The organism is Pseudomonas sp. P4_C4 (genome assembly GCF_056402055.1).
In genome coordinates this window covers 19,632-34,667 of sequence record NZ_JBFUID010000088.1, presented here as the reverse complement: position 1 = coordinate 34,667, position 15,036 = coordinate 19,632, and the positions used below count along the sequence as shown (strand labels likewise).

The following is a 15,036-nucleotide window of genomic DNA, read 5'->3' as shown; positions in this document are numbered from 1 at the left end:
GCAGTGGCTGTACAGCGAGTACAAGAAACGCAGTGTGATCCCGGTGAGCTTCTGGTACCTGAGCATCGTCGGCAGCACCTTGCTGCTCGCCTATGCCATTTACCGTGAAGACCCGGTGTTCATCGCCGGCCAGGCCTTTGGCTCCATCGTCTACTTTCGCAACCTGCAATTGATCAAAAAAAGCAAACACCTAAAGGAGTAGGTCATGCGCGGATCGTTATCGACCCGAAATATTACGTTGCTCGTGACTATCGCGATTGCGTTGCTGTTTTTCTGGGGACTGGGCAGCGTGCCGTTCCTCAGTGTCAACGAGGCCCGCCGCGCCGTCACCGTGCGCGAAATGCGTGAGGCAGGCAGCTGGCTGCTGCCTTATATGAACGGCGACTTGTACTTGTCCAAGCCGCCGTTTTTCTATTGGGCCGGCCTGGTTTCAACGGCGGTGCTGGGCAGCTTGTCCGAGTGGAGCGTGCGCCTGCCTTCGGCGTTGGCCGCCGCCTTGTGCTGTGTTGGCACTTATCTGTACGGCGTTCGGCAGGCGGGGCGACAGGTCGGTCTGTTCGCTGTGGTGTTCCTGGCCGCGAACGGTGCCTTCAGCCTGTTCGCACGGCGCTCGGAAATCGAGATGCTGTTGACCCTGCTGTGCTTCGGTGCGCTGTTGGCGGCCTGGCAGTTCATTTTCCTGCAAGGCCGGGTCTTGTGGAGTCGGCTCAGCTACGTGCTGCTGGGCTGCGCGCTGCTGACCAAAGGCCCCGTTTGCCTGTTGTGGGTGACGGCACCGATTCTGGCTTATGCGCTGATCTACCGTGATGCCCGGGCCAAGGCTTATCTGTGCGACGGTTGGGGCTGGCTGATTGCCGTGGTGCTGGGCAGTTCCTGGTACCTGGCGGTGTCGGTGAGTCAGGGCTGGGGCATCTGGGCCTCGATCATCAGCGAAGACATCGTGAAGAAGATCGACGGACAGGGCGCCGAAGCCTGGTACGCGTATCTGTTGTACCTGGCCGGGGATTTCTTCCCGTTCTGGCTGATCGTGTTCGTGCAGCCGCGCAAGTTCTGGGCAATGATCCGCTCGCGCCGCGAGGCGGGCATGTTGCTGATTTGCACTCTGTTGCCGCTGCTGGTGTTTTCCCTGTTCACCGAAAAGCATGGCAAATACCTGTTGCCGGTTTATCCGTCCATGGCATTGCTGCTGGCGATGCACTGGTCGGCGCTGCTCGAGGAGCTGAAGGGGCGCTGGCGCACGGTCCTGGCCGTTGTGCCCTACGTGATGCTGGCCGGGTTCGTGGTGTTCTACATGTTCGTCGAAGCGCGGGTGCTGTCGCACCGGGTTGGCGGTCTTGAGCAGGTGGCCACGCTGGCCGACGGGCAGCCGGGGCAGAAGGCCTACACCCTCGGTGAGCCGGATATTCGTCTGGTCTACTACATGGGCCGGCCGGTGGCGCCGCTGACAGTGGCGCAGTTGCAGTCCGAGTCGCGTCCGGCTGGGCTGCTGTTTGTGCAAGAACCCCTCGCACCGGAACTGCAGAACCTGGCGTCGTGCCAGGTCGGTGAAATCAACCCGTACCTGAAACCGGACCGTTCAGCGCTGCTGGTGCGCATGGGCGGAGACTGCCGCTGATCGGCTTCCCGGCCGAACACACACGCCAGCACATCACCCGTTCGGACTAGGCAGGGCTAACGATTCTGCCGCGTCCGGCCGGCGCCAAACTTCATGCTCAAAGGGGTGTTGCGCCACGCGCGCCCCGCCAAACGAGCAGAAGGCGCCGCGATGGAGTTTGCATTCAGCGACGAACAGGAAATGATCCGCGCATCGGCCGAGGGCTTCCTCGCCGATGTCTCGGATTCTGCCGCCGTGCGCGCGGCTATGGTCAGTGAACGGGGTTTTGACGAAGCCCTCTGGCAGCGTCTGTGCCAGGAAATGTACTGGCCAGCGATTCACATCCCCGAAACCTATGGCGGCCTCGGCCTGGGCTTTGTCGAGCTGGCAATCCTGCTGGAACAGATGGGCCGGCGCTTGCTGTGCTCGCCGTTTTTCGCCACCGCCTGCATGGCCACGCCCGCGCTGTTGCTGGCCGCCAATGATGAACAGAAGCAGCGCTGGTTGCCGTCGATTGCCGACGGCAGCGTGACCGCAACGCTGGCGTTCAGCAGTGCCAACGGCTGGTCCGCCAACGATGTCCAGGCAACGGTGGTGGCGCAGGGCGACGGGTTTGTCCTCGACGGCACCCTCAAGCATGTGCTCGACGGCCATAGCGCAGACCTGTTGATCATTGCCGCACGACAACCCGGAACCACTGGGGAAAAGGGCATCAGCCTGTTTGCCGTGAGCGCCGAGCGGGCCGGCATCGAGCGGCAAATGCTGCCGACCATGGACCAGACCCGGCGCCAGACGCGGATCCAGCTCAAGGGCCTGTACCTTGAAGCCGACTGCCTGCTGGGTGAATTCGGCAACGGCTGGTCGCACCTTGAGCGAGTCCTGCAACTGGCCTGCATCGGCTTGGCTGCCGAGCAGACCGGCGGCGCGCAGCAGGTGCTCGACCTCAGCGTGGCCTACATGCAGGAGCGCCAACAGTTCGGTCGCCCGATTGCCAGTTTCCAGGCCCTCAAACACCGCGCCGCCGACATGATGCTGCAAGTCGAATGCGCGCGATCGGCCAGTTACTACGCCGCGTGCGTGGCCCAGGAAGTCCTCGACCCGCAGGGTAATCCGCAGGTCGCGGCCGAACTGCCGCTGGCGGCGGCGCTGGCCAAGGCGCAGTGCTCGGAAACCTATTTCCATTGCGCGTCCGAATCGATCCAGTTGCACGGTGGCGTCGGTTTCACCTGGGAATACGACCCGCACCTCTACTTCAAGCGCGCCCGCGCCAGCGAGAGTTTCCTCGGGCTACCGGCCTGGCATCGCGAGCGGATTGCCGCGGTGATTCTGGGAGAGCAGCCATGAAAATCAGTTTCAGCGAGCAGGACGAACGCTTCCGTCGGGAAGTCGCCGACTGGATGCGCGCCAACCTCTGCGGTGAGTTCGAGGACCTGCGTTTTCGCGGCGGCCCGGGCGATGAGCATATGTTTCCCGAAGAGCGCAAAGCCTGGGAACGCAAACTCGCCGAAGGCGGCTGGACCTGTGTCGGCTGGGCGCCGGAGCATGGCGGGCGCGGATTGTCGATCACCCAGCAGGTGATTTTCAACGAAGAGTACGCCCGCTCCGGCGGCCCCGGCCGCATGGGCCATATCGGCGAAGGGCTGGCCGGGCCGACCATCGCCGCGTTCGGCACGGTCGAACAGCAACAGCGCTTTTTGCCTGGGATCGTCAGCGGTACATCGTTCTGGTGCCAGGGCTATTCAGAGCCGGGCGCCGGTTCCGACCTGGCCAACGTCAAGACTCGTGCGACGCTGGATGAAGCGACCGGCCAATGGCTGATCAACGGACAAAAAGTCTGGACGTCCCTGGCCCACGAGTCGGACTGGTGCTTTGTCATCGCCCGCACCGAACCGGGCAGCGTCGGCCATCGCGGTCTGTCGTTCCTGCTGGTGCCGATGGCTCAGACGGAAATCGCTGTGCGACCGATCGAGCAATTGACCGGCACTTCGGAATTCAACGAAGTGTTCTTCGACGATGCCCGCACCGACGCCACCAACATCATCGGCGCGCCGGGCGAAGGCTGGAAGATCGCCATGGCGCTGCTGGGTTTCGAGCGGGGTGTGTCAACCCTCGGCCAGCAGATGCAGTTTCAGAACGAACTCAACGAAATCATCGCCATCGCCAAGGCCAATGGTGCCGACCGCGACCCGATCTTGCGCCAGCGTCTGGCCGAAGCCTGGAGCGGGCTGCGGATCATGCGCTACAACTCGCTGCGCATGCTCTCGGGTAGCCAGGACGGTTCGCTGCGTAAAGAGGCGACCATCTACAAGCTGTTCTGGTCGAGCTGGCACGCCAGCCTCGGCAAGTTGGCGATGGACGTTCTCGGCGCGGAGGCGGAATTGCTTGAAGCTGCGCCTTACCAACTGACCCGTTTGCAGTCGCTGTACCTGTTCAGCCGCGCCGACACCCTCTACGGCGGCAGCAACGAAATACAGCGCAACATCATCGCCGAGCGTGCCTTGGGCATGCCCAAAGAGCCGCGTCCGCGCACCTGAAAGGAGAGAGTTCATGTCTGTACCTCAATATGTTGAAGGGCGCGGCCTGCTGCGCGGCAAGTCGGTGCTGATCACCGCCGCCGCAGGCGCCGGGATCGGTTTTTCCGCCGCCGTGCGTGCCGCCGAGGAAGGTTGCCGCGCGCTGATGATCAGCGATATCCATGAAGGCCGGCTGGCCGAAGCGGTGCTGAAAATTCGTGAAACCACCGGGCTGCAGCAGGTCTTCGGCCAGGTCTGCAACGTCGCCGACGAAGCCCGGGTGCAACAGCTGATCGCCTGCGCCGAGCGTGACCTGCAAGGCGTCGATGTGCTGATCAACAACGCGGGCCTCGGCGGCTCGCGGTTGCTGGTGGACATGGCCGACGAAGAGTGGAATCGGGTCATCGACGTGACGCTCACCGGCACCATGCGCATGACCCGCGCCATGCTGCCGAAAATGATGGAGCGGCGTGCCGGGGTGATCGTCAACAACGCCTCGGTGCTGGGTTGGCGCGCGCAGAAAGAACAGGCGCACTACGCCGCCGCCAAGGCCGGGGTCATGGCGCTGACCCGCTGCGCAGCGGTCGAGGCGGCCGACTATGGCATCCGCATCAACGCGGTCAGCCCGAGCATTGCCCTGCACGATTTCCTGCGCAAATCTGCGCCCCAGGCAGTGCTCGATCAACTGGCCGCCAACGAAGCGTTCGGCCGCGCCGCCGAAGTCTGGGAAGTGGCCAACGTGATGATGTTCCTGGCCAGCGACTACAGCTCCTACATGACCGGCGAAGTGTTGTCGGTGTCCAGCCAGAGGGCGTGACCATGCCACGTATTTTCGACACGCCGATGGCCTTGTTCGACGCCGTGGGCGAATCACTCGGCGTCAGCGACTGGCTGCTGCTTGAGCAGGACCGCATCGACCGGTTCGCCGACGCCACTGGCGATCACCAGTGGATTCACGTCGATCCGCTCAAGGCCGCCAGCGGCCCGTTTGGCACCTGCATTGCCCATGGTTACCTGAGCCTGTCGCTGGTCAATCTGTTCTTGCCGCAGATCGTCGAAGTCCGTGGCCTGGCCATGGGCGTCAACTATGGCTGCGAGCGGGTGCGCTTCCCCTCGGCGGTGCGCGTCGGCTCGCGGGTGCGCGGCAGTGCACAACTGATCGCGGTCGAGGAAGTGAAGGGCGGTGTGCAGGCGACCGTCCGCGTCAGCGTCGAGATCGACGGCGAGGAACGTCCCGGCTGCGTGGTCGACACCATCAGCCGCTATTACCCGGCCAGACCTTCAACAGCATTTTCGAGGAATCCAGCATGAAAGAAGCCGTCATCGTATCGACCGCCCGTACTCCGATCGGCAAAGCCTTTCGCGGTGCGTTCAATGACACCGAAGCGCCGCAACTGGGCGGCCACGTGGTGCGCGAAGCCGTGCGCCGTGCCGGCATCGAGCCGGGTGAAGTGGACGACGTGATCATCGGCGCCGCCGCGCAGCAGGGTACGCAGTCCTATAACCTGGGGCGCCTGTGCGCAATTGCCGGTGGCTTGCCGGCATCGGTTGCCGGGATGGCCGTCGAGCGCCAGTGCTCGTCGGGCCTGATGAGTATCGCCATGGCCGCCAAAGGCATCATGTGCGACGAAATCGACATCGCCGTGGCCGGTGGCCTGGAGTCGATTTCCCTGGTGCAGAACAAACACAAGAACCTGTATCGCAACCAGTCGGGTTCGGTGATCGAGCTGGACCCGCACGCCTATATCCCGATGATCGAAACCGCCGAGATCGTCTCCGCACGCTATGGCATATCCCGCGACAAGCAGGACGAATACAGCTACCAGAGCCAGCTGCGTACCGCACAGGCCCAGAGCGCCGGGCGATTCGACCGCGAACTGGCGCCGCTGACCAGCCGCCAGATGATCGTCGACAAGGCCACGGGCGAAACCCGCCATGAGTCCGTTACCTTGCTGCGCGACGAGTGCAACCGCATCGACACCAGCCTCCAAAGCCTGAAAGCGCTGGAGCCGGTATGGCCGGGCGGTCAGTGGAGCGACAAGGGGCGTTTTATCACCGCCGGTAATGCCTCGCAGCTGTCCGACGGTGCGTCGGCCTCGGTATTGATGAGCGCCAAGCTGGCCGAGAAGCGTGGCCTGGAACCGCTGGGGATCTATCGCGGCATGGCCGTCGCCGGCTGCAACTCCGACGAGATGGGCATCGGCCCGGTGTACGCCATTCCCAAGCTGCTCAAGCGCCACGGCCTGACCATGGACCACATCGGCCTCTGGGAGTTGAACGAAGCGTTCGCCTGTCAGGTGCTGTACTGCCGCGACACCCTGGGCATTCCGGCCGAGCGCCTGAACGTCAACGGCGGGGCGATTTCCATTGGTCATCCGTTCGGCATGTCCGGGGCGCGCATGGTCGGCCACGCGTTGGTCGAAGGCCAGCGTCGCGGTTTGCGTTATGTGGTGGTGAGCATGTGCATCGGTGGCGGCATGGGCGCGGCAGCCCTGTTCGAGGTGGTCTGAATGATCAGCGCTCAACAGATTCAGGCGACCATGGCCCGCTACGTGGAGCTGGTGGATGCCAGCGACATCGAGGGCATCCTCGCGCTCTACGCCAAAGACGCCACCGTTGAAGACCCGGTCGGCCACGCGCCGTTGCAGGGCATCGACGCCATCGGGCGTTTCTACCGTGAAGGGCTGGGGGCGATGAAAGTCTCCGCGACCCGGACCGGGCCGGTGCGCGCGACGCTCAACGGTTGCGGCGCGATGCCGTTCCGGGTCGACATGGAGTGGGGCGGGAAACCTTGCTCGCTGCATATAATCGATGTGATGGAGTTCGATGCCGACGGCAAGATCCGCTCGATGAAAGCCTTCTGGAGTGAGGTCAACGTGACGGCGCGAGGTTCGGCATGAGCCTGGAGCAGCGTATCGCCCGCCTGGAAGCCCTTGAGGACATCCGCCARCTCAAGCATCGCTACCTCAATGCCTGCGACCTCAAGCAGGTCGAGGTGATTGCCGATTGCTTCGCCGAAGGTGAAGTGCTGATCGATTACGGTCCGCTGGGGATCTTTCACGAGCGCGACAGTTTTGTCGCGCTGTACCGCGAACTGGCCTGCCATGAGCGGGTGATCGACCTGCATCATGGCGCCAACCCGGAAATCGAGGTGCTGAGCGAGGATCAGGCCCAGGGCCGTTGGGCTCTGTGGTATTTCAATGTGGATGGCGAGAGCGGGGCGACGCGGCAGCTGGGTGGCTTTTATCAGGACCGTTACCAGCGTATAGCCGGACAATGGAAGATAGTCGCCACCCGTTTTACCGCTCACTCGGAAGTGGCGCGTTCCTGAAGGCGGGTTTCGATCCGGTCGGGATTCTGCGTTCGGCCGGTTTCGTAGTAGGCCTTGAGGTGCTCGGCAATCTGCTGCACGACCTTGTTGAAGGCCTTGGCCAGCAACCTTTCAAACAGCCTGCCACCGCGCAGGCTGTAACGCATTTGCAAGGTGATGCGTGTCACATCCCCCTCCGGTTGCAAGGCATAACTGAAACTCGCCTCGCGAAACGGAAAGGGCGAGTCATTGTCGCCCTTGTGCAACCGCAGCACAAAACTAGTGCCTTCCTGCCACTGCACCACGCTTTCATCCAGATACTGACCGCCCTTGCGCAACACCCGGCGACTGGCGCCGACACCTTGCGTTGCGCCGGGATGAAACTGGCAACCGGTGAGCCCCGGTACGTAGTGTGGGGCGAGGCTCAGGTCGCACAGTTTGGCCCATGCGGCTTGTGGTGGGAGATCGAGCAAAACACTGTGGCTGGCCATTGCGGGCATGTCGGAATTCCTCTTGTTATTTGACTGCTTGAAAGATCGCAGCCTCGTTTCACTCGACAGCTCCTACAGAGATTGAGGTTCAACTGTAGGAGCCGCCGAAGGCTGCGATCTCTTCAGGATTGGGCCGCGTCGAGAAACGCCGGGCGTTCACCTGCGCCATGCACCGCGATGTCCGCGCCACTGACGTAACGGGCCAATGTCGAGGCCAGGTACAGACAGGTATCGCCAATGTCCTCCGGGGTTGCCAGGCGTTGCAGCGGAATGGTCGCCGCCACCCGGGCAACGCCCGCGTCGTCACCATAATGCATGGCCGCCTGCTCGGTGAGAATCAGCCCGGCGGTCACGGCGTTGACCCGCACCTTCGGCGCCCATTCCACTGCCAGCGAGGTGGTCAGATTGAGCAGTCCGGCTTTAGCCGCGCCATAGGCAGCGGTGCCGGGGGAAGGGCGGGTGGCGCTGACGCTGCAGATGTTGATGATCGCACCGCCATCGGCCTGGGCCTGCATCACCTGGTTGGCTTGCTGGCACAGGTTCAGTGGGGCAATCAGATTCAGGCGGATGATCGCTTCGCTGAAACGCGGCGAGGCCGTGGCGGCATCGGCGTTCGGTGAACCGCCGGCATTGTTGACCAGCACATCGAGGCGGCCGAAGCGCTCGACGATTTGTGCGATCAAGCGCCCGGACTGCTCGACATCGCGCAGGTCGCAGGGTACGAACAGCGCCTCGCGTCCGCCGCTGGCAGGCAAGGATTGCGGGGCTTCACGACCGCAAGTTACCACCACGGCACCGCAGTCGAGAAACCGTTGGCTGATGCCGCGACCCACACCTTTGCCACCGCCGGTGACCAATACCACTTTGCCGCGAAAGTCCATCGGATCAAGCATGGGAGATCTCTTTTTGTCGCTCGGGAATGCCATCGATGCTAGGTCGACCGTCTTTGTAGGCCAACGTCCGATGAGACTAGAGACTGTAGGAGCGAGCTTGCTCGCGATGGACGTCAACGATAACGCGCAAAACCTGATGCCCCGCGGTGTCCTGACGTTTTTCGCGAGCAAGCTCGCTCCTACAGGCGCGTAGTCCTGTCGGACGATGTTGGCGACTCGGCCCCTCGGAATAATCGGACTACAACAACAGGCCGGGAGGACACCTTATGGGCGCTTCAGCGCAAGGGCACTTCGTTACGCTGCCGGATGGTTTGCAGCTGCACTATCGTGACGTCGGCAACGGCGAGCCGGTGATTTTCATTCATGGCAGCGGGCCGGGCGCCAGCGGTCACAGTAACTTCAAGCAGAACTACCCGGTGTTCGCCGTGGCCGGTTACCGGGTGATCGTTCCCGACCTGCCGGGCTACGGCACTTCGGACAAACCCGACACCCTCTACACCCTGGACTTCTTTGTCGCAGCCCTGAGCGGTTTGCTCGACGCCCTCGACATCCAGCGTTGCGTGCTGGTCGGCAACTCCCTGGGCGGTGCGATCGCGATCAAACTGGCCCTCGACCAACCGCAGCGTGTCAGCCGTCTGGTGCTGATGGCGCCCGGTGGCCTGATGGAAAAGGAACAGTATTACCTGCAGATGGAAGGCATCCAGAAAATGGGTGCGGCCTTCGCCAAGGGTGAGCTGAACGATGCGGCGGGCATGCGCCGCCTGCTGGCGCTGCAACTGTTCGATGAAAGCCTGATCAGCGACGAAACGGTCAACGAGCGCGTGGCCGTGGTGCAGCAGCAGCCGGTGTGTGTGCTGTCGACCATGCAGGTGCCGAACATGACGTCGCGGCTGGCCGAACTGCAATGCCCGATCCTCGGTTTCTGGGGCATGAACGACAAGTTCTGCCCGTCCTCCGGAGCCCAGACCATGCTCGAAAACTGCTCCGGTATCCGTTTCGTGATGCTCAGCGAGTGCGGGCATTGGGTCCAGGTCGAACACCGTGACTTCTTCAATAGCCAGTGTCTGGCATTCCTTCAGGAGGCCCGCGGATGAGCGTGCAATTGCGCCGTGAGTTCGGCGAAGAGCTTTATCAGGCGCTGCTCAGCGGCTCCACACTGGCACCGCTGACCGAGCGTTGGCCGTCGATCAGCATTGAAGACGCCTATCACATTTCCCTGTACGCCATTGAGCGTCGGGTTGCGGCCGGTGACCAGATCGTCGGCAAGAAAATCGGCGTGACCTCGGCGGCGGTGCAGCAGATGCTCAACGTGCATCAGCCGGATTTCGGTTTCATCACGCGGCAGATGTCGTTCGATGACGACGCCCGGATTTCCCTGTCCGCCAACAAACTGATCCAGCCCCGTGCCGAGGGCGAGATTGCCTTCAAGCTCAAGCATGATCTGGTCGGCCCCGGCATCGCCGAAGCAGACGTGCTGGCCGCCACCGAATACGTGATGCCATGCTTCGAGATCGTTGACTCGCGGATTCACGACTGGCGCATCCGCATCCAGGACACCGTGGCTGACAACGCGTCGTGCGGCGTGTTCGTGCTGGGCGACAGCAAGGTCGAACCCCGCGAGCTGGACCTGCCGAACTTGCGCATGCGTGTGTTCAAGAATGGTTTACCCCTGAGCGAAGGTCTGGGTTCGGCGGTGCAGGGCAACCCGCTGACCGCCGTGGCCTGGCTGGCCAACACCCTGGGTGCGTTCGGCATTCCATTCAAGGCCGGGGAAATCATTCTCTCGGGCTCGCTGGTGCCACTGGAACCGGCCCGTGCCGGCGACCGTTTTGAACTGACCATTGATGGCCTGGGCAGTGCCCGGGTGTCTTTCTGCGCCTGACTTTTGGAGTTTGACCCAATGAGCAAAAAACTCAGAGCGGCCATTATCGGCCCGGGTAACATCGGCACTGATCTGCTGATGAAAATGTGCCGATCGCAATGGATCGAGCCGGTGTGGATGGTCGGTGTCGACCCTGAATCCGAGGGCCTGAAACGTGCTCGGGAAATGGGCATCAAAACCACCGCCGGTGGTGTCGACGGCTTGCTGCCTCATGTGCTCGACGATGATATTCGTATCGCCTTCGATGCCACCTCGGCCTATGTGCATGCGGAAAACAGCCGCAAGCTCAACGAGCTGGGGGTGATCATGATCGACCTCACGCCAGCGGCCATCGGCCCGTTCTGCGTGCCGCCGGTCAACCTCAAGGAGCACGCGTCGAGCCTGGCGATGAACGTCAACATGGTCACCTGCGGTGGTCAGGCGACCATCCCGATGGTGGCGGCGGTGTCGCGGGTGCAATCGGTGAGCTACGGCGAAATCGTGGCCACGGTGTCCTCCGGTTCGGTCGGCCCGGGTACGCGGCAGAACATTGATGAATTCACCCGCACCACGGCCGGTGCGGTGGAGAAGATCGGCGGCGCCCGACGCGGCAAGGCAATCATCGTGATCAACCCGGCCGAGCCGCCGCTGATGATGCGCGACACCATCCACTGCCTGACCGATGACGAGCCGAACCAGGATGCGATCCGCACCTCGGTGCTGGAGATGGTCCGCGAAGTTCAGCGCTATGTGCCGGGCTACAAGCTGATCAACGGGCCGGTGTTCGACGGGCGCAAGGTGTCGATTTTCATCGAGGTCGAAGGCCTCGGCGATTTCCTGCCCAAGTCCGCCGGTAACCTCGACATCATGACCGCCGCCGGATTGCGCACGGCCGAGATGTTCGCTGAAGAAGCCTGCAAGGGCATCCTGCAATTGCCTGCCCGTTGAGTGGAGAATCGCTATGAATTTGCAAGGTAAGCGCGTGCGTCTGCACGACATGAGTCTGCGCGACGGCATGCATGCCAAACAGCATCAGATCAGTATCGAACAAATGGTCTCGGTGGCCACCGGCCTCGATGCCGCCGGTGTGCCGCTGATCGAAATCACCCACGGCGATGGCCTGGGCGGTTCGTCGCTGAACTACGGTTTCCCCGCCCACAGTGACGAGGCGTATTTCGCCGCGGTGATCCCGCAGATGAAACAGGCCAGGGTTTCGGCCCTGTTGCTGCCGGGGATCGGTACCCTCGATCACCTGAAGATGGCCCACGAACACGGTGTCTCGACCATTCGTGTCGCCACTCACTGCACCGAGGCGGACGTGTCTGGCCAGCACATCGGCATGTCGGCGAAGATGGGCCTGGATACCGTCGGCTTCCTGATGATGGCGCACATGGTCAGCCCGGAGAAATTGCTGGAGCAGGCGCGCCTGATGGAAAGCTACGGCGCCAATTGCATCTACTGCACCGATTCGGCCGGCTACATGCTGCCCGATGAAGTGACGCAGAAGATCGGGGCCCTGCGTGCCGGACTGAATGCCGGGACCGAAGTCGGTTTTCACGGCCACCACAACATGGGCATGGCCATCGCCAACTCCCTGGCCGCCATCGAGGCCGGTGCTGCGCGGATCGACGGATCGGTTGCAGGCCTTGGCGCGGGGGCGGGCAATACGCCGCTGGAAGTGTTCGTCGCGGTGCTGGAACGCATGGGTGTCAACAGCGGCGTCGACCTGTACAAGATCATGGACGTGGCCGAAGACCTGGTGGTGCCGATGATGGATCAGCCGATCCGCCTCGACAGGGACGCACTGACACTCGGTTACGCCGGGGTCTACAGTTCGTTCCTGTTGTTCGCCAAGCGTGCCGAGCAGAAGTACGGCATCGCTGCTCGCGAGCTGCTGGTGGAGTTGGGGCGGCGCGGAACCGTGGGTGGTCAGGAAGACATGATTGAAGACCTGGCGTTGACTCTGTCGCGGGCCAGGTGTGTACTGCCGACCTGATTTTTCCGGCAACGAAAAAACCACCGATGATTCGGTGGTTTTTTTATGGCCGGTGGAAACCGTGCTCAAGGCAGCAGATTGCGCACCACGGGCGGATAACAGTTGATGGCCGCGCTCGAACAGCTGAAGTAGGCCGTGGTCGGTCGGTAGGCTTCATTCTTGAACAGTTGGCACAGGCTAGTGGAAGTACCCGCACAGAGGATGATGAACAGAGCACAAGTAGTTTTGCGCATGATGGGTCTCGACACGGTTTTATTGTTGTAGAGACAGGTTATGGCGCTAGCTCGCGAGTGGCTTCGTCCGAATGGACTAGCCAGTAAAGTCGCAACAGTGAGGTCCCTGTGGGAGCGAGCTTGCTCGCGATGGCGGAGTGTCAGGCGACAGGGATGTTGGCTGTGCCGGCCTCATCGCGAGCAAGCTCGCTCCCACAGGTTCAGTGGCTGGATGCAAAATCTGCGAACTACCCAAATCACTGTGGGAGCGAGCTTGCTCGCGATGGCGGTGTGTCAGGCGACATGGGTGTTGGCTGTGCCGGCCTCATCGCGAGCAAGCTCGCTCCCACAGATACTGATGGGTGTCAGGTGCGTCGGGCGAGGGCGCCCATGGCCATGAACAGTGCGGCAATCGCCCGGGCTTCGTGGAGTTCGCCGCGGGCCACCAGTTCGGGGATTTGTGCCAGTGGTACACGCAGGCATTCCAGGGGTTCGGGTTCGTCGCCTTGCAGTTGGCAGGGGCTCAGTTGTTCGGCCAGTACCACCCGGTAACGGTGGCACAGGTGTCCCGGTGCCAGGGTCAGTTCGCCCAGTTCGGTGAGACGTGCTGCGCGCATGCCGACTTCTTCGCTCAGCTCGCGCTGCGCCGCCTGCAAATAGTCTTCATCGGGCTCGGCACCGCCCTTGGGCAGGCCGAGAATGGTTTTTTCCACACCGACCGCGTATTCGCGCACCAGCAGCACATGCTCTGCATCGGGCATCGCCACCAGCATCACCGAACGATAACCGGTGCCGCGCAGGCGTTCGTAGACCCGCTGCTGGCCGTTGCTGAATTGCAGGTGCAGGGCTTCGATCTGAAAGTGGCCGCTTTGCGCCAGCAGTTCAGTCTTGAGGATGGTTGGGCAGTTGCGCATGGGGCAGTCCCCTGTTTGGGATAAAGACACTGTGCGCTGTACATCGGGGGCCGCCATCGTCCGAGCGGACGAGGGCGGCAATGACGGCTAGCCAAGGGTCGCCACGCTGCGCAGGATCAGGCGCACCAGCATGGTCTGGCGGGTCACGCCGGTCTTGGAGAAGGTCGAGCGCAGGTGTGCCCGCGAGGTGTTGCGGCTGATGCCCAGCTCTTCCGAAGCTTCGTCGAGGGTCAGGCCGTTGGCCAATAACATCGCCAGCTGGGTTTCCGCCGGGGTGAAGTCGAACAGCGCGCGAACGATTTCCTGCGGTGCGGTGGACTGTTGCTCCGGGTCGCTGATGAAAATCACCACGGTCGGGCACTGTTTGCCCTCGCTCCAGTCGGTCAATGGCACCGAGCGCACGATGATCCCCAGGTCCGCCTTTCCGGACGGCCGCTGCACGCGCAGGGCCTCGACCACCGACGGGTTGCTGCTCTTTTGCGACAGCAGCGACTGTTTGACCAGTCGGCGGAACTCTTGGGTGTCGCGGGCCGTACCGACCTGCAGGCCATCGTTGACCAGTTTGATGCCGTCCTTTTCCTGGATCAGCCGGTCGGCGACCTGGTTGGTCTGCAGCACCTTGCCGGACTCGTCGAGGATGATCGTGCCGACCGCCATCTGGTTCACCGCGCCGGCGTACAGATTGCGCTCGGCTTCGATGCGGTTGAGCTGCATGTGGATCTTGATCGAGCGTTCCAGGTGCGGGACGAAATGCGTGAGCATGGCCTTTTCTTCATTGCCGAAAGGCTTGTCGTCACGTCCGCGGCTGATGCGAATGCGGCACTGGGCGCCGTCGACGGTGTTGATGTCGGCACCGAGGATGTGGAACACGTCCACCGGTTCAAGGAAGTTCTTGTAGAACTCGGAATTCTGCCAGTCGTCGTTGGAGACGAACTCGGCGAGGGTCACGACCTGGCGATTGGGCAGGTCGACAAACGGGTCGAGGCTGAAAAAATGTTTGTTGTACGACGCGGTTGCCTCGGTCGAGGTGCCCGTGGTGTTGACCATCAAGCCGTCCACATGAGCGCTGGGCGGACGCAGGATGAAGGTCACGTACTTGCTGTTCAGATGCACATTGAGCTGATTGAGAAACGTCGCCCAGGGAATGGTTTCCAGCGGCCCCTGATAGAGGTTGCCGATCAAATCACTGAACGTATCGAGGCTGAGGCTCTGCTGCATAGGGAAAAACCGTTTTTATTATTAGCGTTGGCGG

General features: G+C 62.4%; 18 protein-coding genes. 13 read left to right on the top strand and 5 right to left on the bottom strand.

Annotated elements, in window-relative coordinates; translation table 11 throughout:
* The 9 genes from AC1DXW_RS28920 to AC1DXW_RS28880 all read left to right on the top strand — a co-directional run.
* On the top strand, positions 1–202 hold a 202-nt coding region (locus tag AC1DXW_RS28920), incomplete at its 5' end, for a lipid-A-disaccharide synthase N-terminal domain-containing protein (RefSeq protein WP_477760779.1).
* Positions 203–205: 3 nt separating this feature from the next.
* Positions 206–1,615 (top strand): ArnT family glycosyltransferase, encoded by a 1,410-nt coding sequence (locus AC1DXW_RS28915; protein ID WP_477755045.1) that lies wholly within the window; start codon positions 206–208, stop codon positions 1,613–1,615.
* Positions 1,616–1,765: 150 nt separating this feature from the next.
* Entirely contained in the window at positions 1,766–2,938 is a 1,173-nt protein-coding gene (locus AC1DXW_RS28910; protein ID WP_477755044.1) for an acyl-CoA dehydrogenase family protein, read from the top strand.
* Entirely contained in the window at positions 2,935–4,128 is a 1,194-nt protein-coding gene (locus AC1DXW_RS28905) for an acyl-CoA dehydrogenase family protein (protein ID WP_477755043.1), read from the top strand. The genes AC1DXW_RS28910 and AC1DXW_RS28905 overlap by 4 nt, the downstream gene beginning before the upstream one ends.
* A gap of 13 nt (positions 4,129–4,141) precedes the next feature.
* Positions 4,142–4,924 carry an SDR family oxidoreductase gene (locus AC1DXW_RS28900; RefSeq protein WP_477755042.1) on the top strand — a complete coding sequence of 261 codons (783 nt, stop codon included), beginning with the start codon at positions 4,142–4,144 and terminating at the stop codon, positions 4,922–4,924.
* Positions 4,925–4,926: 2 nt separating this feature from the next.
* A complete protein-coding gene (locus tag AC1DXW_RS28895; RefSeq protein ID WP_477755041.1) occupies positions 4,927–5,418 on the top strand; it encodes a MaoC family dehydratase in 492 nt (163 codons plus the stop codon).
* Entirely contained in the window at positions 5,415–6,617 is a 1,203-nt protein-coding gene (locus tag AC1DXW_RS28890) for an acetyl-CoA C-acyltransferase (RefSeq protein WP_477755040.1), read from the top strand. The genes AC1DXW_RS28895 and AC1DXW_RS28890 overlap by 4 nt, the downstream gene beginning before the upstream one ends.
* Positions 6,618–7,007: a nuclear transport factor 2 family protein gene (locus AC1DXW_RS28885; protein WP_477755039.1), complete on the top strand. Its 390-nt coding sequence runs from the start codon at positions 6,618–6,620 to the stop codon at positions 7,005–7,007.
* A complete protein-coding gene (locus AC1DXW_RS28880; RefSeq protein ID WP_477760778.1) occupies positions 7,004–7,438 on the top strand; it encodes a nuclear transport factor 2 family protein in 435 nt (144 codons plus the stop codon). The genes AC1DXW_RS28885 and AC1DXW_RS28880 overlap by 4 nt, the downstream gene beginning before the upstream one ends.
* Here AC1DXW_RS28880 and AC1DXW_RS28875 read toward each other — a convergent pair.
* Positions 7,414–7,917 (bottom strand): SRPBCC family protein, encoded by a 504-nt coding sequence (locus tag AC1DXW_RS28875; RefSeq protein WP_477755037.1) that lies wholly within the window; start codon positions 7,915–7,917, stop codon positions 7,414–7,416. The two genes, AC1DXW_RS28880 and AC1DXW_RS28875, sit on opposite strands and share 25 nt — an antisense overlap.
* A gap of 113 nt (positions 7,918–8,030) precedes the next feature.
* Positions 8,031–8,801, bottom strand: coding sequence for an SDR family oxidoreductase (locus tag AC1DXW_RS28870; RefSeq protein ID WP_477755036.1), 771 nt, complete (start codon positions 8,799–8,801; stop codon positions 8,031–8,033).
* A gap of 266 nt (positions 8,802–9,067) precedes the next feature.
* On the opposite strand from AC1DXW_RS28870, the gene AC1DXW_RS28865 reads away from it, so the two are divergent.
* From AC1DXW_RS28865 to dmpG, 4 genes are read left to right on the top strand one after another with little or no spacing between them, the layout of a single operon-like run.
* The gene (locus AC1DXW_RS28865; protein WP_477755035.1) at positions 9,068–9,895 is read left to right on the top strand and encodes an alpha/beta fold hydrolase; all 828 of its coding nucleotides are present in this window, start codon (positions 9,068–9,070) and stop codon (positions 9,893–9,895) included.
* Entirely contained in the window at positions 9,892–10,683 is a 792-nt protein-coding gene (locus AC1DXW_RS28860) for a fumarylacetoacetate hydrolase family protein (protein ID WP_477755034.1), read from the top strand. The genes AC1DXW_RS28865 and AC1DXW_RS28860 overlap by 4 nt, the downstream gene beginning before the upstream one ends.
* Positions 10,684–10,701: 18 nt before the next feature.
* A complete protein-coding gene (locus AC1DXW_RS28855) occupies positions 10,702–11,610 on the top strand; it encodes an acetaldehyde dehydrogenase (acetylating) (protein ID WP_477755033.1) in 909 nt (302 codons plus the stop codon).
* A 13-nt stretch (positions 11,611–11,623) separates the two neighbouring features.
* Positions 11,624–12,658: a 4-hydroxy-2-oxovalerate aldolase gene (gene dmpG / locus AC1DXW_RS28850; protein WP_477755032.1), complete on the top strand. Its 1,035-nt coding sequence runs from the start codon at positions 11,624–11,626 to the stop codon at positions 12,656–12,658.
* A gap of 65 nt (positions 12,659–12,723) precedes the next feature.
* Here the strand turns inward: dmpG and AC1DXW_RS28845 are convergent, their stop codons facing one another.
* The 3 genes from AC1DXW_RS28845 to AC1DXW_RS28835 form a co-directional block, all read right to left on the bottom strand.
* Positions 12,724–12,891 carry a hypothetical protein gene (locus AC1DXW_RS28845; protein WP_007986291.1) on the bottom strand — a complete coding sequence of 56 codons (168 nt, stop codon included), beginning with the start codon at positions 12,889–12,891 and terminating at the stop codon, positions 12,724–12,726.
* Positions 12,892–13,235: 344 nt separating this feature from the next.
* Positions 13,236–13,784: an ADP compounds hydrolase NudE gene (gene nudE, locus AC1DXW_RS28840; protein WP_477755031.1), complete on the bottom strand. Its 549-nt coding sequence runs from the start codon at positions 13,782–13,784 to the stop codon at positions 13,236–13,238.
* Between the two features lie 87 nt (positions 13,785–13,871).
* A complete protein-coding gene (locus tag AC1DXW_RS28835; RefSeq protein WP_477760777.1) occupies positions 13,872–15,002 on the bottom strand; it encodes a helix-turn-helix transcriptional regulator in 1,131 nt (376 codons plus the stop codon).
* Between the last annotated feature and the right edge of the window lie 34 nt (positions 15,003–15,036).

Coding starts and splice junctions, on each gene's coding strand:
- AC1DXW_RS28915 (WP_477755045.1), top strand. CDS start 206: ATGCGCGGATCGTTATCGACCCGAAATATTACGTTGCTCGTGACTATC.
- AC1DXW_RS28910 (WP_477755044.1), top strand. CDS start 1,766: ATGGAGTTTGCATTCAGCGACGAACAGGAAATGATCCGCGCATCGGCC.
- AC1DXW_RS28905 (WP_477755043.1), top strand. CDS start 2,935: ATGAAAATCAGTTTCAGCGAGCAGGACGAACGCTTCCGTCGGGAAGTC.
- AC1DXW_RS28900 (WP_477755042.1), top strand. CDS start 4,142: ATGTCTGTACCTCAATATGTTGAAGGGCGCGGCCTGCTGCGCGGCAAG.
- AC1DXW_RS28895 (WP_477755041.1), top strand. CDS start 4,927: ATGCCACGTATTTTCGACACGCCGATGGCCTTGTTCGACGCCGTGGGC.
- AC1DXW_RS28890 (WP_477755040.1), top strand. CDS start 5,415: ATGAAAGAAGCCGTCATCGTATCGACCGCCCGTACTCCGATCGGCAAA.
- AC1DXW_RS28885 (WP_477755039.1), top strand. CDS start 6,618: ATGATCAGCGCTCAACAGATTCAGGCGACCATGGCCCGCTACGTGGAG.
- AC1DXW_RS28875 (WP_477755037.1), bottom strand. CDS start 7,917: ATGCCCGCAATGGCCAGCCACAGTGTTTTGCTCGATCTCCCACCACAA.
- AC1DXW_RS28870 (WP_477755036.1), bottom strand. CDS start 8,801: ATGCTTGATCCGATGGACTTTCGCGGCAAAGTGGTATTGGTCACCGGC.
- AC1DXW_RS28865 (WP_477755035.1), top strand. CDS start 9,068: ATGGGCGCTTCAGCGCAAGGGCACTTCGTTACGCTGCCGGATGGTTTG.
- AC1DXW_RS28860 (WP_477755034.1), top strand. CDS start 9,892: ATGAGCGTGCAATTGCGCCGTGAGTTCGGCGAAGAGCTTTATCAGGCG.
- AC1DXW_RS28855 (WP_477755033.1), top strand. CDS start 10,702: ATGAGCAAAAAACTCAGAGCGGCCATTATCGGCCCGGGTAACATCGGC.
- dmpG (WP_477755032.1), top strand. CDS start 11,624: ATGAATTTGCAAGGTAAGCGCGTGCGTCTGCACGACATGAGTCTGCGC.
- AC1DXW_RS28845 (WP_007986291.1), bottom strand. CDS start 12,891: ATGCGCAAAACTACTTGTGCTCTGTTCATCATCCTCTGTGCGGGTACT.
- nudE (WP_477755031.1), bottom strand. CDS start 13,784: ATGCGCAACTGCCCAACCATCCTCAAGACTGAACTGCTGGCGCAAAGC.
- AC1DXW_RS28835 (WP_477760777.1), bottom strand. CDS start 15,002: ATGCAGCAGAGCCTCAGCCTCGATACGTTCAGTGATTTGATCGGCAAC.